The sequence below is a fragment of the Burkholderia sp. KBS0801 genome (assembly GCF_005937855.2).
Classification (GTDB): Bacteria; Pseudomonadota; Gammaproteobacteria; order Burkholderiales; family Burkholderiaceae; genus Burkholderia; species Burkholderia ambifaria.
In genome coordinates this window covers 561,725-578,666 of the sequence record NZ_CP042177.1, presented here as the reverse complement: position 1 = coordinate 578,666, position 16,942 = coordinate 561,725, and the positions used below count along the sequence as shown (strand labels likewise).

The 16,942-nt window shown below is 65.8% G+C and carries 18 protein-coding genes and 1 tRNA gene; 11 read left to right on the top strand and 8 right to left on the bottom strand.

Features of this window, described 5'->3' with window-relative positions:
- Positions 1–31 precede the first annotated feature (31 nt).
- Together FFI87_RS02800 and FFI87_RS02795 are read left to right on the top strand one after the other, a co-directional pair.
- Entirely contained in the window at positions 32–682 is a 651-nt protein-coding gene (locus FFI87_RS02800) for an RNA pyrophosphohydrolase (protein ID WP_011655908.1), read from the top strand.
- A gap of 13 nt (positions 683–695) precedes the next feature.
- Positions 696–1,304, top strand: coding sequence for a CNP1-like family protein (locus tag FFI87_RS02795; protein WP_012363040.1), 609 nt, complete (start codon positions 696–698; stop codon positions 1,302–1,304).
- 83 nt (positions 1,305–1,387) lie between these two features.
- On the opposite strand, the gene FFI87_RS02790 is transcribed toward FFI87_RS02795, so the two are convergent.
- The 5 genes from FFI87_RS02790 to rplU all read right to left on the bottom strand — a co-directional run bounded on the left by FFI87_RS02790 (position 1,388) and on the right by rplU (position 5,971).
- Positions 1,388–2,713, bottom strand: a complete 1,326-nt coding sequence (locus tag FFI87_RS02790; protein WP_138847259.1) for an IS4 family transposase — start codon at positions 2,711–2,713, stop codon at positions 1,388–1,390.
- A gap of 146 nt (positions 2,714–2,859) precedes the next feature.
- The gene (gene proB / locus FFI87_RS02785; RefSeq protein ID WP_006752234.1) at positions 2,860–3,978 is read right to left on the bottom strand and encodes a glutamate 5-kinase; all 1,119 of its coding nucleotides are present in this window, start codon (positions 3,976–3,978) and stop codon (positions 2,860–2,862) included.
- Positions 3,979–4,068: 90 nt separating this feature from the next.
- Positions 4,069–5,181, bottom strand: coding sequence for a GTPase ObgE (gene obgE, locus FFI87_RS02780; protein WP_012363039.1), 1,113 nt, complete (start codon positions 5,179–5,181; stop codon positions 4,069–4,071).
- 190 nt (positions 5,182–5,371) lie between these two features.
- Positions 5,372–5,635 (bottom strand): 50S ribosomal protein L27, encoded by a 264-nt coding sequence (gene rpmA, locus FFI87_RS02775; protein WP_006476999.1) that lies wholly within the window; start codon positions 5,633–5,635, stop codon positions 5,372–5,374.
- Between the two features lie 24 nt (positions 5,636–5,659).
- The gene (gene rplU, locus FFI87_RS02770; protein ID WP_006025184.1) at positions 5,660–5,971 is read right to left on the bottom strand and encodes a 50S ribosomal protein L21; all 312 of its coding nucleotides are present in this window, start codon (positions 5,969–5,971) and stop codon (positions 5,660–5,662) included.
- Positions 5,972–6,181: 210 nt separating this feature from the next.
- Between rplU and FFI87_RS02765 the strand changes: the two genes are divergently transcribed.
- The 9 genes from FFI87_RS02765 (at position 6,182) to FFI87_RS02725 (ending at position 14,152) form a co-directional block, all read left to right on the top strand.
- Complete coding sequence (locus tag FFI87_RS02765) at positions 6,182–7,177, top strand: polyprenyl synthetase family protein (protein WP_006752232.1); 996 nt, start codon at positions 6,182–6,184, stop codon at positions 7,175–7,177.
- 146 nt (positions 7,178–7,323) lie between these two features.
- A tRNA-Pro gene (locus tag FFI87_RS02760) sits at positions 7,324–7,400 on the top strand.
- A gap of 147 nt (positions 7,401–7,547) precedes the next feature.
- Positions 7,548–8,837, top strand: a complete 1,290-nt coding sequence (locus FFI87_RS02755; RefSeq protein WP_138848279.1) for an HlyC/CorC family transporter — start codon at positions 7,548–7,550, stop codon at positions 8,835–8,837.
- 82 nt (positions 8,838–8,919) lie between these two features.
- Entirely contained in the window at positions 8,920–10,197 is a 1,278-nt protein-coding gene (locus FFI87_RS02750; protein WP_138848280.1) for a GspE/PulE family protein, read from the top strand.
- A gap of 5 nt (positions 10,198–10,202) precedes the next feature.
- Positions 10,203–11,408, top strand: a complete 1,206-nt coding sequence (locus FFI87_RS02745; protein ID WP_138848281.1) for a type II secretion system F family protein — start codon at positions 10,203–10,205, stop codon at positions 11,406–11,408.
- Between the two features lie 45 nt (positions 11,409–11,453).
- The gene (locus FFI87_RS02740) at positions 11,454–12,365 is read left to right on the top strand and encodes a prepilin peptidase (RefSeq protein ID WP_012363035.1); all 912 of its coding nucleotides are present in this window, start codon (positions 11,454–11,456) and stop codon (positions 12,363–12,365) included.
- 84 nt (positions 12,366–12,449) lie between these two features.
- On the top strand, positions 12,450–13,058 hold the full coding sequence (coaE, locus tag FFI87_RS02735) for a dephospho-CoA kinase (protein ID WP_138848282.1): 609 nt from the start codon (positions 12,450–12,452) through the stop codon (positions 13,056–13,058).
- A gap of 109 nt (positions 13,059–13,167) precedes the next feature.
- The gene (gene zapD / locus FFI87_RS02730; protein ID WP_138848283.1) at positions 13,168–13,923 is read left to right on the top strand and encodes a cell division protein ZapD; all 756 of its coding nucleotides are present in this window, start codon (positions 13,168–13,170) and stop codon (positions 13,921–13,923) included.
- 28 nt (positions 13,924–13,951) lie between these two features.
- Positions 13,952–14,152: a DNA gyrase inhibitor YacG gene (locus tag FFI87_RS02725; RefSeq protein WP_138848284.1), complete on the top strand. Its 201-nt coding sequence runs from the start codon at positions 13,952–13,954 to the stop codon at positions 14,150–14,152.
- Between the two features lie 60 nt (positions 14,153–14,212).
- On the opposite strand, the gene FFI87_RS02720 is transcribed toward FFI87_RS02725, so the two are convergent.
- From FFI87_RS02720 to argJ, 3 genes are read right to left on the bottom strand one after another with little or no spacing between them, the layout of a single operon-like run.
- Positions 14,213–14,671, bottom strand: coding sequence for an NUDIX domain-containing protein (locus tag FFI87_RS02720; protein WP_011655900.1), 459 nt, complete (start codon positions 14,669–14,671; stop codon positions 14,213–14,215).
- A complete protein-coding gene (locus tag FFI87_RS02715) occupies positions 14,668–15,537 on the bottom strand; it encodes an ATP-binding protein (protein WP_011655899.1) in 870 nt (289 codons plus the stop codon). Before FFI87_RS02715 ends, FFI87_RS02720 begins: the two co-directional genes overlap by 4 nt.
- Positions 15,538–15,556: 19 nt before the next feature.
- The gene (argJ, locus tag FFI87_RS02710; RefSeq protein ID WP_138848285.1) at positions 15,557–16,798 is read right to left on the bottom strand and encodes a bifunctional glutamate N-acetyltransferase/amino-acid acetyltransferase ArgJ; all 1,242 of its coding nucleotides are present in this window, start codon (positions 16,796–16,798) and stop codon (positions 15,557–15,559) included.
- Between the last annotated feature and the right edge of the window lie 144 nt (positions 16,799–16,942).

Genomic DNA, 16,942 nt, shown 5'->3' with positions numbered 1-16,942 from the left:
AAGCAATTTTAAAGGATTCGAAGGTGGTTGTATGCTGGATCGTGAAGGCTTTCGCCCGAACGTCGGCATCATCCTCTTGAACGCGCGCAACGAGGTGTTTTGGGGCAAGCGGCTCCGCGAGCATTCCTGGCAGTTTCCTCAAGGTGGGATCAAGTACGGCGAGACCCCCATGCAGGCGATGTACCGGGAGCTGCACGAGGAAACCGGCTTGCACCCGGAACACGTCAAGATAATCGGCCGCACCCGCGACTGGTTGCGTTACGAGGTGCCTGACAAGTTCATCAAACGCGAAGTACGCGGCCATTACCGCGGCCAGAAGCAGATCTGGTTCCTGCTGCGGATGGTCGGACGCGATTGCGACATTTGCTTGCGCGCGACCGACCACCCGGAGTTCGATGCGTGGCGCTGGAACGAGTACTGGGTGCCACTCGATGCGGTGATCGAGTTCAAGCGGGATGTCTATCAGTTGGCGCTGACGGAACTGTCGCGCTTCCTGCGCCGCCCGGCGCAGCGAGCCGACAAGCCGCAGGGGCCGCGTCCGTCGTCGCGCTATCCGCGCGTGATCGGCACGCAGTCCCAGCAGACGCTGACGATTGTCGACACATCGGTAGTCTGTTCGGAGATCGAAGTGGAGGCGAGCACGCTCGATGAGATGCCGCCCCGCGTGATCGTCGGCAAATGACGAGTCGGACTGCATGACCGGGCGCGACCTTGGTGTCGCGCCCTTTTTTTACGAGGAATGCATATTGAAAGCGATTGCTCTCGCGCTCGCATCAGTTGTCGCGGCGGCCACGCTGGCCGGTTGCGCCAATTCGAAAGCGCCGTCCAACAAGGACGACAGCGAGTTCGTCTATCTGCTCGACCGCAAGGGTGAGTGGAAAGAAAACCCGGTCGACACGCTGCCGCCGCTGCCGCAAGCGGGCGACCTGCTGCCGTTCACCGTGTCGCAGAACACGCCGCTCAAGTTCTTCGTCGATGCGAAGTCGCTCGCGGTCGGCACCGACGGCATCGTGCGCTACGCGGTCGTCATCACGAGTCCGGCCGGCGCGCGCAACGTGAACTATGAAGGCATCCGCTGCGACACCTACGAATGGCGTCAGTATGCGGGCCTGAATTCGGATCACGACGGCTGGGACCGCACGGTCGAGAACGACTGGCGTCGCATCGAGAACGGCGAACTGAACTCGTACCACTCGGCGCTGTACCAGGACTACTTCTGCTCGAACAAGATGCCGCAGGGCACGACCAAGCAGATCATCGAGAACATCAAGTTCCACCGCACCGCGATGAGCCAGCTGCGCTGACGGCGCAACGCAGGCCACCTGGCCGGTCCTGCGCCCGCCCCGTCGCAACGAAAAAGCCCGCGCAATGCGGTAATGCCGTTCAGTTAAGGGACAGTGATGTGCCGAACGGCGTAACGCTTGGGGCGAGCTTTAACCACACGGGGGCATTCACGCCCCCGTTGTTTTTCCACGGTCTCGAACGCAAGGCGAGCGTGCAGGCGGTCGAGCCACGCCGGTATCTTGCCGAAGGCCGGGGTGACGGCAGCCCACATCATTTCGTGCTGAAAGACGTGCAATGCCCGTACGAAGCTGATGTCGGTCGGATCGAGTTTCGCCTGCCATGCGGCAGTGGCCATCTCGCGGCGAATCAGATTGTAGGCAATCAATGCGCCCCAGATCTCCTGATAGACCCCTTCGACGGTCCGGCTACGCAAGCTCAGCTCCGCACCGAGCATCGACTGCTTCAATTCTCGGTAGCTGGTTTCGATTTGCCAGCGGCGCCCATAGCAGGCGACGATATCGGCCGGTTTGAAGCGTTGGCGATCATCCAGCGAGGTCAGCAGCACGCGTTCGCGCCCGCGCGCATCGATGGTGCGAATCGCACGGACCTGCCAGAACTCCGGCAGTTCGGGAGATTGTTTGCGCGCCTGCGGGGACACGCGCATGCGTACTGTCGCATCGTCCGGCGTGCCGTCGATCACGTCCCATCGGGTATGGGATTTGGCCGGAATCAGGAAGTGGCGGTTGTGCCCATTCATCGTCAGGCCGCACAAGATCCGAGCGGCCAGAAAGCCCTTGTCGAATACCGTCAGTGAATTGTCCGGTATCTGCGGCAGCAGATCCTGGGCGTACACCATTTCGTTGGTGCCATAAGCGCCGAAGTTGATATCGGCCACCAGATGCGTCGGAATGGCAGTCAGCGTCACGGCCCGCACCTGCGGGTAACTGGCGACCTTGCCGCTGGCATAGCGTTGCGCGCCAAAGTGCTCACGATTGGCCGGGCTGTCGGCCGTGCGCAGCGTGGTGCCGTCCATCGCCCATAGACTCAATCCCTTGAATGCATGGCGTGCCGCGTCCTGCGTGGTCCACGCCCAGGCTGTCCGTTCGAACAGCCACGCCAGCGGCGCTTCGCCAATACGCTGGCGCGCCTGCGCCACGGCACTCTTGCTGACGAAGGGGACGACCTCGTTGGGCAGCGCCAGATCGAGACTGTCGAGTACCTCATTGATCGACCAGTGCCGGTACATGGCCAAGGCAATCACCAGCCAAACCACTTGTTCGGCCGGCAAGCGCCGACGGCGGATACTCGCGGTGCCCGTCGCCTCGATCGCATGCTCGATCCATTCTTGCGGCAAATGTTCCGCCAGCCGGCTCAGGTCCGGCGTGGGCTGTTGGGCTGCACTTAGATAGGTGAGGTGGCTGGAAAGCATCGCGCCAGAAGTTAACACCTCTGCGCACCGTTTACAACCACTCCTCCCAAAAACAAAAATGCCGTTCAGTCGCTTAACTGAACGGCATTACCGCGCAATGCGGGCTTTTTTGCTTTTTGGCTGTCTCGCGACGCCGGGCCGAACGGTTAGACGAGCACGAGGTTGTCGCGGTGAATCAGCTCCGGCTCCAGCATGTAGCCGAGCACCGTCTCGATCTCGCCGCTCGGCTTGCGGTGAATCAGCTTCGTTTCCGCGCTGCTGTAGTTCGTGAGGCCGCGTGCCACTTCACGCCCGTCGGGGCCGACGCAGGCAATGACCTCGCCGCGCGCGAACGCGCCCTGCACGCCGATCACGCCGATCGGCAGCAGGCTCTTGCCGCCGGCCGTCAGCTTCTCGACCGCGCCCGCATCGATCACGACGTGCCCGCGCACCTGCAGGTGATCGGCCATCCATTGCTTGCGCGCGGCCATCCGCGCGGTGCGCGCGATCAGCTGCGTGCCGATCGCCTCGCCGGCCGCGAGCCGCACCAGCACGTCGGTTTCGCGGCCGCTCGCAATCACCGTGTTCGCGCCGCTATGCGCCGCGCGCTTCGCCGCGAGGATCTTCGTCAGCATCCCGCCGCGGCCGAGGCTCGAGCCGGCGCCACCCGCCATCGCTTCGAGGTCGGGCGCGCCCGCGCTGGCTTCCGCGACGAGCGTCGCGTTCGGATCCTTGCGCGGATCGGCGGTGAACAGCCCCGACTGGTCGGTCAGGATGATCAGCGCATCGCCTTCGATCAGGTTCGCGACGAGCGCGCCGAGCGTGTCGTTGTCGCCGAACTTGATTTCGTCGGTGACGACCGTGTCGTTCTCGTTGATGATCGGCACGACGCCGAGGCGCAGCAGCGTGAGCAGCGTCGAACGTGCATTCAGGTAGCGTTCGCGATCCGCGAGGTCGGCGTGCGTGAGCAGGATCTGTGCGGTGCGGATGTCGTGCTCGGTAAAGCGACTTTCATAGACTTGTGCGAGCCCCATCTGGCCGACCGCGGCGGCAGCCTGCAGCTCGTCGATCTCGCGCGGACGCTTGCTCCAGCCGAGCCGCTGCATCCCTTCGGCAATCGCACCCGAACTGACGAGCACCACTTCCTTGCCCTGCGCGCGCAGCGCGGCGATCTGGGCCGCCCAGCGGCCGATTGCAGCATGATCGAGCCCCTTGCCGTCGTTGGTCACGAGGCTCGAGCCCACCTTCACCACCAATCGCTTCGAATCCGCGATGATCGAACGCATCGTGCGCCGTCTCCTGTATCTGATGCCTGCCCGGCCGGGCGCGATTGAATTCCGGCACCGGGCGCGATGCCCGGTGCGTTTCGGGTCCGCTCAGGCGTCGCCGCCGGGCGTCGCCCCGCCATCGGCGGGCGGCGCGTCGCGGAACCGCACGTCCGTGGCCAGATCTTCCTCTTCCGCCGCGCGATGCGCGTCCGAATGCTCGGCGAGGTAATCGTAGATCGCGTAGCACAGCGCTTCGCAGCCCTGGCCCGTCAGCGCCGAAATCTCGAACACCGGGCCGTCCCACTCGAAGCGGGCGAGGAAATCGGCGACGCGCGCTTCACGCTCGTCTTCCGGCACCATGTCGAGCTTGTTGAGGACGAGCCAGCGCGGCTTCTCGTAGAGCGCCTCGTCGTACTTGCGCAGTTCGCCGACGATCGCCTTCGCTTCCGCGACCGGGTCCACGTTTTCGTCGAACGGGGCCAGATCGACGAGATGCAGCAGCACGCCGGTGCGCTGCAGATGTCGCAGGAACTGGTGGCCGAGGCCCGCGCCTTCGGCCGCGCCTTCGATCAGCCCCGGGATGTCGGCGATCACGAAGCTCTTGCTCGGGCCGACCCGCACGACGCCGAGGTTCGGCGCGAGCGTCGTAAACGGATAGTCGGCGATCTTCGGCTTCGCGTTCGACACCGACGAGATGAAGGTCGACTTGCCGGCGTTCGGCATGCCGAGCAGCCCGACGTCGGCGAGCACCTTCAGCTCGAGCCGCAGCATGCGCCGTTCGCCCGGCTTGCCGTCGGTCTTCTGGCGCGGCGCACGGTTCGTGCTCGACTTGAAATGCAGGTTGCCGAGGCCGCCCGCACCGCCTTGCGCAAGCATCACCTGCTGGCCGTGCTCGGTCAGGTCGGCGATCAGCTCGCCGGTATCCATGTCGGTCACGACCGTGCCGACCGGCATGCGCAGCGTGACGTCGTCACCGCCCTTGCCGTAGCAATCCGAGCCGCGACCGTTTTCGCCGTTGCGCGCCAGGTGCTTCTTCGCGTAACGGTAGTCGATCAGCGTGTTGATGTTGCGGTCGGCAATCGCGTAGACGTTGCCGCCCCGGCCGCCGTCGCCGCCGTCCGGCCCGCCGAACGGAACGAACTTTTCGCGGCGCATCGACGCGCTCCCATCACCTCCGTCGCCGGCGATGACTTCGATTCGTGCTTCGTCAATGAACTTCATTCGTTACTCCGACCAGTATTTCCGCTATTGTGCCGCGCGCCGGCACGCTTGAACAATCTGCCGTTCGGCCGATTGCCCGCCGTTTCGCGACAGCCGCCTGCGCGCACATGCGCCCGGCGGCCAAATAAAAAAAGGCCCCGCGAAGACTGCGGGGCCTTTCGGCTACGAAGCCCGTGGGTGCCTAACTAACTTAGGCAGCCGCCGGGACAACGATGACCAGATGCTTCTTGTCCGCGCCCTTGGTCGCGAACTTGACGTGACCGTCGACCAGCGCGAACAGGGTGTGATCCTTGCCCATGCCGACGTTCTCGCCAGCGTGCATGCGCGTGCCGCGCTGACGCACGATGATGCCGCCAGCGTTGATCGCCTGGCCGCCGTACACTTTCACGCCGAGACGTTTCGACTCGGAGTCGCGGCCGTTCCGGGAAGAGCCGCCTGCCTTTTTGTGTGCCATCTGATTGCTCCTTTACCGAGGCGCTTACGCGTTGATCGCGTCGATGCGCAGCTCAGTGTAGTTCTGGCGGTGGCCGCCGTGCTTTTGGTAGTGCTTCCGGCGACGCATCTTGAAGATGGTGACCTTGGCATGACGACCGTGCGACACAACGGTGGCCTTGACGGAAGCCCCACTGACCAGCGGCGTACCGAACTTAATCGATTCGCCTTCGCCCACTGCGAGAACCTGGTCGAGCGTGATTTCAGCGTCAATGTCAGCCGGTATCTGTTCTACTTTGAGTTTTTCGCCAACGGCAACCTTGTACTGCTTGCCGCCGGTTTTTATGACCGCGTACATTGAGAACCTCACTCTGGATCCAAATTTTCCGCACACCACGCGCGGAAAACACGTGATTATACATGGGCTTAGCACCCAAGTCAAAGCCGATCCTCGATTGCCGCGCGCAGGCCCTTGCCGGACGGCCAAAATCACGGTGCACGCGCGTCCGACAGACCGGGATATCGCGGATTGGACTTATAATCCGCCGCATCACCCATTTCGATCATCATGTCGTCGTCCACCGCCTCCCCCACCCTCAGCGCCGCCCACCTGCTCGCCCCGATCACAAGCGACATGGAGCAGGTGAATCGCGTTATCCGGCAAAGCCTCGCGTCCGACGTGCTGCTGATCAACCAGATCGCCGAGTACATCATCGGCGCGGGCGGCAAGCGGCTGCGTCCGGCCCTGCTGTTGCTCGTCGCTGGCGCGCTCGGCGAGACGTCGCACCAGCGGCACGTGCTGGCCGCCGTCGTCGAGTTCATCCACACGGCCACGCTGCTGCATGACGACGTCGTCGACGAATCCGAGCTGCGGCGCGGCCGCCAGACGGCCAACGCGCTGTTCGGCAACGCGGCGAGCGTGCTGGTGGGCGACTACCTGTATTCGCGCTCGTTCGAGATGATGGTCGGCGTCGGCAAGATGCGCGTGATGGAAATCCTGTCGGAAGCGACGACGATCATTTCCGAAGGCGAGGTGCTGCAGTTGCTGAACATGCACGACGCGGACGTCGACGAGACCCGCTACATGCAGGTGATCCGCTACAAGACGGCGAAGCTGTTCGAAGCATCGGCCCGCCTCGGCGCGGTGCTCGCGGGCGCCGATGCGCCGACCGAAGCCGCCGCGGCCGAATATGGCCGCCGGATCGGCACCGCGTTCCAGATCATGGACGACTGGCTCGACTACGCGGGCACGGCCGAAGCGATGGGCAAGAATGCCGGCGACGACCTGCGCGAAGGGAAGCCGACGCTGCCGCTCATCTATCTGATCGAACGCGGCACCCCCGAACAGTCGGCGCTCGCACGCGAGGCGATCGAACAAGGCGGCACCGATCGCTTCGACACGATTTTCGATGCGATCACGCGCTCGGGCGCGCTCGACCATACGCTCGAATGCGCGCGCCAGGAAGCACAGGCCGCCGCTGCCGCGATCACTGCGTTCCCGGATTCGATCTACAAGGAAAGCCTGCTTGCGTTGTGCTCGTACTCGACGTCGCGGCAGTCGTAAGCGCGCGGAAAACACGAGGCGCTATCCTGCCTCGAAAAATTTCTTCGCCAAGGTATTCCCTTTTTAAAAAAACATCGCTATAGTTATGTTCTTGCTCGACGACGCAGCGGTCTTGAAGAAGACGGCGAAGTCGGAAGAGTCCAAATCGGGGTGTAGCTTAGCCTGGTAGAGCGCTACGTTCGGGACGTAGAGGCCGGAGGTTCGAATCCTCTCACCCCGACCAGATTTAAAAAAACCGTGCACCGCGTGCACGGTTTTTTTTTGCCTGCTTTAGCCTGACCGCGCGGGCCCGCATGCCGCGCGACACATCACGGCCGCCGGCCTCTGCTATATTCCCTCCATCCCTGTCCTTCACTGCCCATTCTGACGCGTGGACCAAATTCCCTTATGGGCGCAAATCGGCGCCGTCTTCCTGCTTCTCCTCTGCTCCAGCTTCTTTTCCATTTCCGAGACCGCGATGATGGCGCTCAACCGTCATCGGCTGAAGCATCTCGCCGGCCAGGGCGTGCTCGGCGCGAAGACCACGCAAGGTCTGCTCACGCGTACCGACCTGCTGCTCAGCGTGATCCTGATCGGCAACAACCTGTTCAACACGATCATCCCGGTCCTGACGACGTCGCTCGCGCTGCACACGTTCGGCCGTAACAACCTCGCGCTGTCGATCGCGACCGGTATCGTCGCGTTTCTGATCATCGTGTTCGCGGAAATCGCACCGAAGATCGTCGGCGCGACGTTTCCGGAGCGCATCGCGCTGCCCGCAAGTCTCGTGATCGCGCCGCTGATGCGCGTGTTCAAGCCGATCGTCTGGTTCGTCAACGCGCTGGCGAACGGCGTGCTCTGGGTGCTGCGCGTCAATACGAAGAAGGGCCGCGACCAGCGGATGTCGGCCGACGAACTGCGCGCGATCGTGCTCGAGTCGAGCAGCTTCATGCCGACCAAGCACCGCAGCATCCTCCTCAACCTGTTCGACCTCGAGAACATCACGGTCGACGATGTGATGGTGCCGCGCCGCCAGATCGAGTCGCTCAACTTCTACGCGCCGCTCGACGACATCCTGCATCAACTCGAGACCTGCTATCACAACCGTCTGGTCGTCTATGAAGGCGACATCGACAAGGTGCTCGGCGTGCTGCACGTGCGCAAGACGCTCACCGCGCTGCACAACCAGGATTTCGACCGCGAAACGTTGCGCACGCTGCTCGCCGAGCCGTACTACGTGCCGTCGGGCACGCCGGTCGTCCAGCAGCTGCAGTATTTCCAGGAAAGCCGGCAGCGCACCGCGCTCGTCGTCAACGAGTACGGCGAGCTCGAGGGGCTCGTCACGCCCGAGGACATCATCGAGGAACTGATCGGCGAATTCACGACGTCGATGCCGCGCGGCGAACGCGCGGGCGGCTGGGACGAAAACGGCGAATGTATCGTCGCCGCCAGGATGCCGCTGCGCGAACTGAACCGCTGGCTGCATCTGCAGCTGCCGACCGACGGGCCGAAGACGCTGAACGGCCTGATCCTCGAGATTCTCGAGGAAATTCCCGACGGCGACGTATGCCTGAAAATCCGCGACGTGATGCTCGAAGTCATGCGCAGCGACGACCAGGCCGTGCGCACCGTCAAGCTCTTCAAGCCGCGCAGCACGCGCGCGCGCGCCGTCGCGCGCTAGCCGAACGGCCGACTGTCGGCACCGCTCGCGATACGCGACCATTGGCTGGTCACGATCAACAGGCGGCCGAGCGCCGGCTCACATGCACTTCCCACCTCCCGGGGCGCCGCTGCACACGCAGCGGCCCCCTGCCTCCACCGACGCATCGCCCGCCGGCCCACCCCATTCGCTCGATGCGGCGCAACTCGACGACTCGCCCGCCGTACGGCTGCTGACCGACACGCTGCACGCCGCCCGCGTGCGCGACGCGTCCGACATCCACGTCGAACCATTCGAAGCAGGCTGGCGCATTCGCGTGCGCATCGACGGCGTCCTGCATGAACTCGCGCGACCGCCCGTCCATCTGCGCGACGCGCTCGTGACGCGGATCAAGGTGCTCGCACGCATGGACATCGCCGAGCGCCGGCTTCCGCAGGACGGCCGGCTGCGCATCACGGTCGACGCAGGGCTGCGAGGCGATTACCGGGTCAGTTCGCTGCCCACGCTGTTCGGCGAGAAACTCGTGTTGCGCCGCCTCGAAACACTGCCGCCCGACCTCACGCTCGCGCGCCTCGGCTTCGACGCGCGGCAGGCCGCGGCGATGGAGGCCGCGATACGCGCGCCGCACGGTCTCGTGCTCGTCACCGGTCCGACCGGCAGCGGCAAGACGCTGTCGCTCTATTGCGCGCTGCAGATGCTCGATCGCGACGCGCACAACGTATGCACGGTCGAGGATCCGGCCGAGATTCAGCTCGACGGCATCAACCAGGTCGGGGTGGTGGAGAAAGCCGGGCTGACCTTCGCCACGGCGCTGCGCGCGCTGCTGCGGCAGGATCCGGACGTCATCATGGTCGGCGAGATTCGCGACGCGGAGACGGCCGACGTTGCGATCAAGGCCGCGCAGACTGGGCACCTCGTGCTGTCGACGCTGCATACGAACGACGCGCCGGCCGCTGTCGCGCGGCTGCTCGATATCGGCGTCGCGCCGTACAACCTGGCCGCCGCGTTGCGCCTCGTCACCGCGCAGCGGCTCGTTCGGCGTCTGTGCGTGAGCTGCCGCACGCGTTCGGACGCGCCGGCGCACGCGCTGCGCGATGCGGGCTGCGATCCGGCGGCACTGGCATCCGGATGGCGCCCGTTCGTCGCACGCGGCTGTGCCGCCTGTCACGGTATCGGTTATCGAGGCCGCATCGGCCTGCATCAGACGATGCCGGTTTCACCGGAGATGGCCGAACGCATCGTCGCGCGCGCAAGCGTCGGTGCGCTCGCGCAATGCGCGGCGGCCGAAGGCGTGCGCAGTCTGCGCGACGCGGCACTCGCGCACGTTCGCGATGGCACGACGAGCGTCGCGGAAGCCCTGGCCGCGACACCCGACGCGTGATCGCCATGCATGCGCCGCCTCACGAAACCCGCTTCGCGTGGCGCGGCCGTCGTCGCGACGGCACGCCGTGCCGCGGCAACGTCATCGCATTCGATGCAGCCGCCGCACGTGCGGCGCTCGCGCGCGACGGCGTCGCGGTGCTGTCGCTCGATGTCCGCGGCACGGCCCGGCCGCCGGCGGCCGGCGCACGCGAGGTCACGCGCTTCACGCGCCAGCTCGCGAGCCTGCTGCAAGCCGGTCTGCCGCTTGCACCATCGCTCGAGATGCTCGCCCGCACCCGCACGCGCGACGGGGTCCCGCGCATCGCCGCAGGTCTCGCACGCGAGATCGTCGGCGGCCAGCGCTTCGCCGCCGCGCTGGCACGCTATCCGTCCCAGTTCGGCACGCTGTATCGCCAGTTGATCGAGGTCGGCGAAGCATCGGGTGCGCTCGGCACCGTGCTGACCCGCGTCGCGGAGCACCGCGAACGCGCCGACGCGCAATGGCGCAAGCTGTGTGCCGCGCTCGCGTACCCGGTCGCAGTCATCGTGTTCGCGCTGGCGATCTCGGCCGCGCTGATGGTGTGGGTCGTGCCAACGTTCCGGCAGATCTTCGACGGCTTCGGCGCAGCACTGCCGGCGCCGACCCGCGCGCTGCTCGCCCTGTCCTCCGCGACATCGGCGTGGGGCGGCACGTTCGTCGCCGGCGCCGCGGTGGCGGGGCTCGTCGCACGCCACGCGCTGCGGCGCTCGCCGTCGCTGCGCTACACGGCCGCGCGGCACGTGCTGAATGCGCCGTTGGTCGGCAGCGCGCTCACGCGGTTCGCGGCCGCGCGCTGGTGCCGCTCGCTTGCCACGCTGCTCGGCGCCGGCGTACCGCTCGCCGATGCATTCGCCACGCTCGAACGCACGGCCGGCCACCCGGTGTTCGAGCAGGCCACCGCGCAAATCACGGCGCGCGTGCTGCGCGGCGCGCGTCTTGCCGATGCGATGCACGCGGCGGGCTGCTTCCCGGACGACGTGGTACAGCCGATCGCCGTCGCCGAGGAAACCGGCGCACTCGACACGATGCTCGCCGACATCGCCGCGCTCTGCGAGCGTCAGCTCGACGCGCGTCTCGATGCGCTCGCCGCGCTCGGCGAGCCGCTGATCGTGATCGTGCTGGGCGCACTCGTCGGCGGCCTCGTGATCGCGATGTATCTGCCCATCCTTCAGCTGGGCAACGTGGTGTAGCATCGCAACCGATTCTGTCGCCTTTCAAGCCCGAACCCGAGCCCCATGACGCCCGCGCCCCTGACCACCGTTTTCGATTCGCCCGACAGCACGTTGCTCGCGCTGGCGATGCTGCCGCCCGCGGTGCAATATGCATTCGCCGTCGTGCTTGGGCTGTGCGTCGGCAGCTTCGTGAACGTCGTCGCGCACCGGATCCCGGTGATGATGCAGCGCGCATGGCAGGCCGAAATCGCCGAAGCGACCGGCAGCGCGAGCGCGGCGCCCGACGACGGCTATCCGCCGCACTACGATCTGTGGCGCCCGCGCAGCGCCTGTCCGCACTGCGGCCACGTGCTGCGCGCGTGGGAAAACATCCCGCTCGTCAGCTACCTGATGTTGCGCGGGCGCTGCCGCCAGTGCGGTCATGCGATCGGCGTGCGCTATCCGCTCGTCGAGGTCGCGGGCGCGCTGCTCGCCGCCGGCTCGCTCGCCGTGTTCGGCCCGACCGCCGCCGCACTCGCCGCGTTCGGGCTCTGCGCCGCGCTGTTGGCGATGAGCGCGATCGACATCCAGACCGGCTACCTTCCCGATTCGATGACGCTGCCGCTGCTGTGGGCAGGGCTCGCACTGAACCTCGGCGGCACGTTCACGTCGCTGCGTTCGGCCGTGGTCGGCGCGATGGCCGGGTACCTGTTCCTGTGGTCGATCTACTGGCTGTTCAAATGGCTGCGCGGCATCGAGGGCATCGGCTTCGGCGACCTGAAGCTGCTCGCCGCGCTCGGCGCATGGATGGGCTGGGCCGCGCTGCCGCAGGTCGTGCTGTTCGCCGCGGTGACGGGCGCGGTCGTCGGGCTCGTCGCGACCTGGCGCGGACGCATGCGCTTCGAGGAGCCGATTCCGTTCGGCCCGTTCCTCGCGGCAGGCGGCGTCGCGACGCTGTTTTTCGGCACCCCTTTCTATCTGGCGCTCGGCGGCTGACATGACGCACCGAACCCGTCCGACTTGTTCGCTGCGTCGCGGGGACGACGCTCGTTTCGTCGTGGCGGCCCGGCGGAGGCTCACATGTTTGCAATAGGACTCACCGGCGGCATCGGAAGCGGCAAGACGACCGTCGCCGACATGTTCGCCGCACGCGGCGCATCGCTCGTCGATACCGACCTGATCGCGCACCGCATCACCGCACCGGCCGGTCTCGCGATGCCGGCGATCGAACACGCATTCGGGCCGGACTTCGTCGCGGCCGACGGCTCGCTCGATCGCGCGAAGATGCGCGCACTGATTTTCAGCGACGACGACGCACGCCAGCGCCTCGAAGCGATCACGCATCCGCTGATCCGCGCGGAGACTGATCGCGAGGCCCGTGAAGCGCAGGGCCCGTACGTGATCTTCGTCGTACCGCTGCTCGTGGAGTCAGGCAACTGGAAGGCCCGCTGCGATCGCGTGCTGGTCGTCGACTGTCCGGTCGAAACGCAGATCGCACGTGTGATGCGGCGCAATGGTTTCACGCGCGAACAGGTCGAAGCGATCATCGCAAGACAGGCGACGCGCGAAGCGCGTCTCGCGGCGGCCGACGACGTGATCGTCAACGATGCAACGGCGCCCGATATGCTTGCCGCGCAGGTCGATGCACTGCACCAACGCTATCTCGGATTCGCGGCCGCCGCGCACTGACCGCCGCCGCGATCGTGATGGTGTACGAAATTGGCGCGTTGCTAGGGTAGAGAGTGAGCATTAGAATGTCCTGCATTGTTTCAATTCCTACCCCGAGAGGCGAGCGCGCTTGATTCTTTACGAGTATCCGTTCAACGAGCGAATTCGCACGCTGTTGCGCCTCGAAGACTTGTTCGAGCGCTTCGCGTTCTTTTTGGCTCAGGAGGACCCGCGTGAACATCACGTCGCGCTGACGACGCTGTTCGAAATCGCCGAGGTCACGGGCCGCGCGGACCTGAAATCGGATCTGATGAAGGAGCTCGAACGTCAACGCCAGACGCTCGCCCCCTTTCGCGGCAATCCGGGCATCGAACAGAATGCGCTCGAAGCCGTGCTCGGTGAAATCGAGCAGACGCTCGCCAGTCTTGCGCAGATGCAGGGCAAGACCGGGCAGCACCTGGTCGACAACGAGTGGCTCGCCAGCATCCGCAGCCGCGCGGTGATTCCCGGCGGCACGTGCAAGTTCGACCTGCCGTCGTACTATGCGTGGCAGCAATGGCCCGCGGAACAGCGGCGCCAGGACATCGCGAAATGGATCATGCCGCTGCTGCCGCTGCGCGACGCGGCGGCAATCGTGCTGCGGCTCGCTCGCGAATCGGGTCAGGCGTCGAAGGTGATGGCGATGCAGGGCAGCTATCAGCAGATGCTGTCGGGGCGCAGCTACCAGCTGATGCAGGTGCGCGTGCCGCCGGAACTGCGCGTGATTCCCGAAGCGAGCGCCAACAAATACATGCTGTGGGTACGGTTCACCATGCAGGACGGCGACGTGCGGCCGCGCGCGGTGGACATCGACGTGCCGTTCCATCTGACACTGTGCAATCTGTAACGGCCCTGCGCCAGTTCGACGCTTTCGTATGACTACCGTTGTGAAATGTCCTTCGTGCGGCGCAGAAGTGCGCTGGACGCCTGAAAACAAGTTCCGCCCGTTCTGTTCGGCCCGCTGCAAGCAGCTCGATCTCGGCGCATGGGCCGCGGAAAAGTACCGGATCGGCGGGTCCGCCGACGAAGGTCCGTCGTCCGAGGAAGACGGCACGGACGACCGCCGCGACAGCTGAGCGGCGCGCGGCTACTCCACAGGCGGATGCGGCCCGCTTTTCAGGCGAGCCGCCGCGGCGTCATTGCGACGCCGCTTCCTTCTCGAGCAATTCCAGCACCGGCAGCGCCGCCGGCAACAGCGGCGCGACGTCGACCGGCAGTTGCTGCCACACGAACGCCTGGCCTTCCTTGCTGTGCGGCTCGCCCGTCCAGCCCGTCACCTTGCAGAAATAGAGCCGCACGTACGCGTGCGGATAGTCGTGCTCGAGCGTATGCCAGCGATGGCTGGCGGTAACGACGATGCCAAGTTCCTCGTGCAGCTCGCGCGCCAGCGCATCCTCGACGCTCTCGCCGGCTTCCAGCTTGCCGCCCGGGAATTCCCAGTAGCCTTCGTACGGCTTGCCCTGCAGCCGCTGCGCAAGCAGGTAGCGGCAACGGCCGACCGCATCGCCGGGCTGTACCATCACGCCGACCGCGACTTCCGTCACCTTGCGGCCGTCGGGCGCGCGCACGGCGCCCACTGCGGAATCCGTGCTCATGCCTGCTCCTTGCGACCCGACCAATCGCGCGCGAACTGCCACGCGACGCGTCCCGAGCGCGAACCGCGCTCGAGCGCCCACACGAGCGCGTCGCCGCGCGCCGTCTCGATCTCGCCGTCCGCGCAGCCGAAATGGCGCAGCCAGTGTGCGACGATGTCGAGATAGTCGTCCTGCTTGAACGGGTAGAAGCTGACCCACAGGCCGAAGCGTTCCGACAGCGAAATCTTTTCCTCGACGACTTCACCGGGATGGATCTCGCCGTCCGGCAGATGCTTGTACGACTCGTTGTCGCTCATGTACTCGGGCAGCAGATGGCGGCGGTTCGACGTCGCGTAGATCAGCACGTTGTCGGACTGCGCGGCGATCGAGCCGTCGAGCGCGACCTTCAGCGCCTTGTAGCCCGATTCGCCTTCCTCGAACGACAGATCGTCGCAGAACACGATGAACCGCTCCGGACGCTGCGCGATCAGGTCGACGATATCGCCGAGATCGTGCAGGTCGTCCTTGTCGACTTCGATCAGGCGCAGCCCGTCCTTCGCATAGGCGTTCAGGCACGCCTTGATCAGCGACGACTTGCCGGTGCCGCGCGCACCGGTCAGCAGCACGTTGTTCGCCGGCTTGCACTGCACGAACTGTCGCGTGTTCTGTTCGATCAGCCCTTTCTGCCGATCGATGTTGTGCAGATCGTCGAGCGTGATCGACGACGCGGCCGGCACCGGCTGCAGATAGCCGCGCCCCTGGCGCTTGCGCCAGCGAAATGCGGTGGCGGCATTCCAGTCGACAGCCGCCGGTGCGGGCGGCAGCATCCCCTCGAGGCGGCCGAGCAGCGCTTCGGCACGCGTCAGAAACTGTTCGAGCTTGTCCATGTCGTCCGAGCGCTCCCGATCAGGAGCGGTAATCCGCGTTGATGCTCACGTAATCGTGCGACAGGTCGCACGTCCAGACGGTAGCCTGCGCGTCGCCGCGGCCGAGCAGCACGCGGATCGTGATTTCGCTCTGCTTCATCACGCGCTGGCCGTCCTCTTCCTGGTAGGCCGGGTTGCGGCCGCCGGCCTTCGCGACGAGCACGTCGTCGAGATAGAGATCGATCTTGTCGACGTCGAGATCCGTGACGCCCGCATAGCCGATCGCCGCGAGAATCCGGCCCAGGTTGGGGTCGGATGCGTAGAAGGCCGTCTTCACCAGCGGCGAATGACCGATCGCGTAAGCGATCTGGCGGCACTCGGCGACGCTCTTGCCGCCTTCGACCTGCACCGTCATGAATTTCGTCGCGCCTTCGCCGTCACGCACGATCAGCTGCGACAGCACCTGGGCGACCTGCGTGACCGCTTCGCGCAGCGCCGCATAGGCCGGCGAGTCGGTCGACGTGATCGCGGGCAGCGTGCTCTTGCCCGACGCGATCAGGATGAACGAGTCGTTGGTCGACGTGTCGCCGTCGATCGTGATGCAGTTGAACGAGCGATCGGCCACTTCCTTCACGAGCGTGTCGAGCACCGGCTGCGCGACGTTCGCATCGAACGCCAGGAAGCCGAGCATCGTCGCCATGTTCGGCTTGATCATGCCCGCGCCCTTGCTGATGCCCGTCAGCGTGACCGTGTGACCGTCGATCGTCACCTGGCGCGACGTGGCCTTCGGCAGCGTATCGGTCGTCATGATCGTCTGCGCGGCGTCGTACCAGTTCGCGGCCTTGCGGTTCGCGAGCGCGGCCGGCAGCCCGGCCTTCAGGCGGTCGATCGGCAGCGGCTCGAGAATCACGCCGGTCGAAAACGGCAGCACCTGGGCGGCGTCGATGCCCGCGAGGCGCGCGAGTTCCGCGCAGGTTTCGCGCGTGTGCGCGAGGCCCGGCTCGCCGGTGCCCGCATTTGCATTGCCCGTATTCACGACGAGCGCACGGATGCCCGCGCCGCCCGCACGCACGATGGCCAGGTGCTCGCGGCACACGATCACGGGTGCGGCGCAGAAGCGGTTCTCGGTGAATACGCCGGCGACCGTCGCCCCTTCGTCGACGGAGATGACCAGCACGTCCTTGCGATTCGGCTTGCGGATGTTCGCTTCCGCCCAGCCGAGCGTGACGCCGGCGACGGGATGCAGTTGGGCGGGATCGATCGACGGAAAATTGACAGCCATGGGGCACACCTGCCGGATGGAAAATGCCGGCACGCGCCGGCATTGATTGGAAGAACCGACGGCCGCACGAGCGGGCCGCCGCAACTCACTTCACTGACTCGAAAGCTGCGGATGAAGCGGCACGCCGATGCGCGCCGCCGCCGA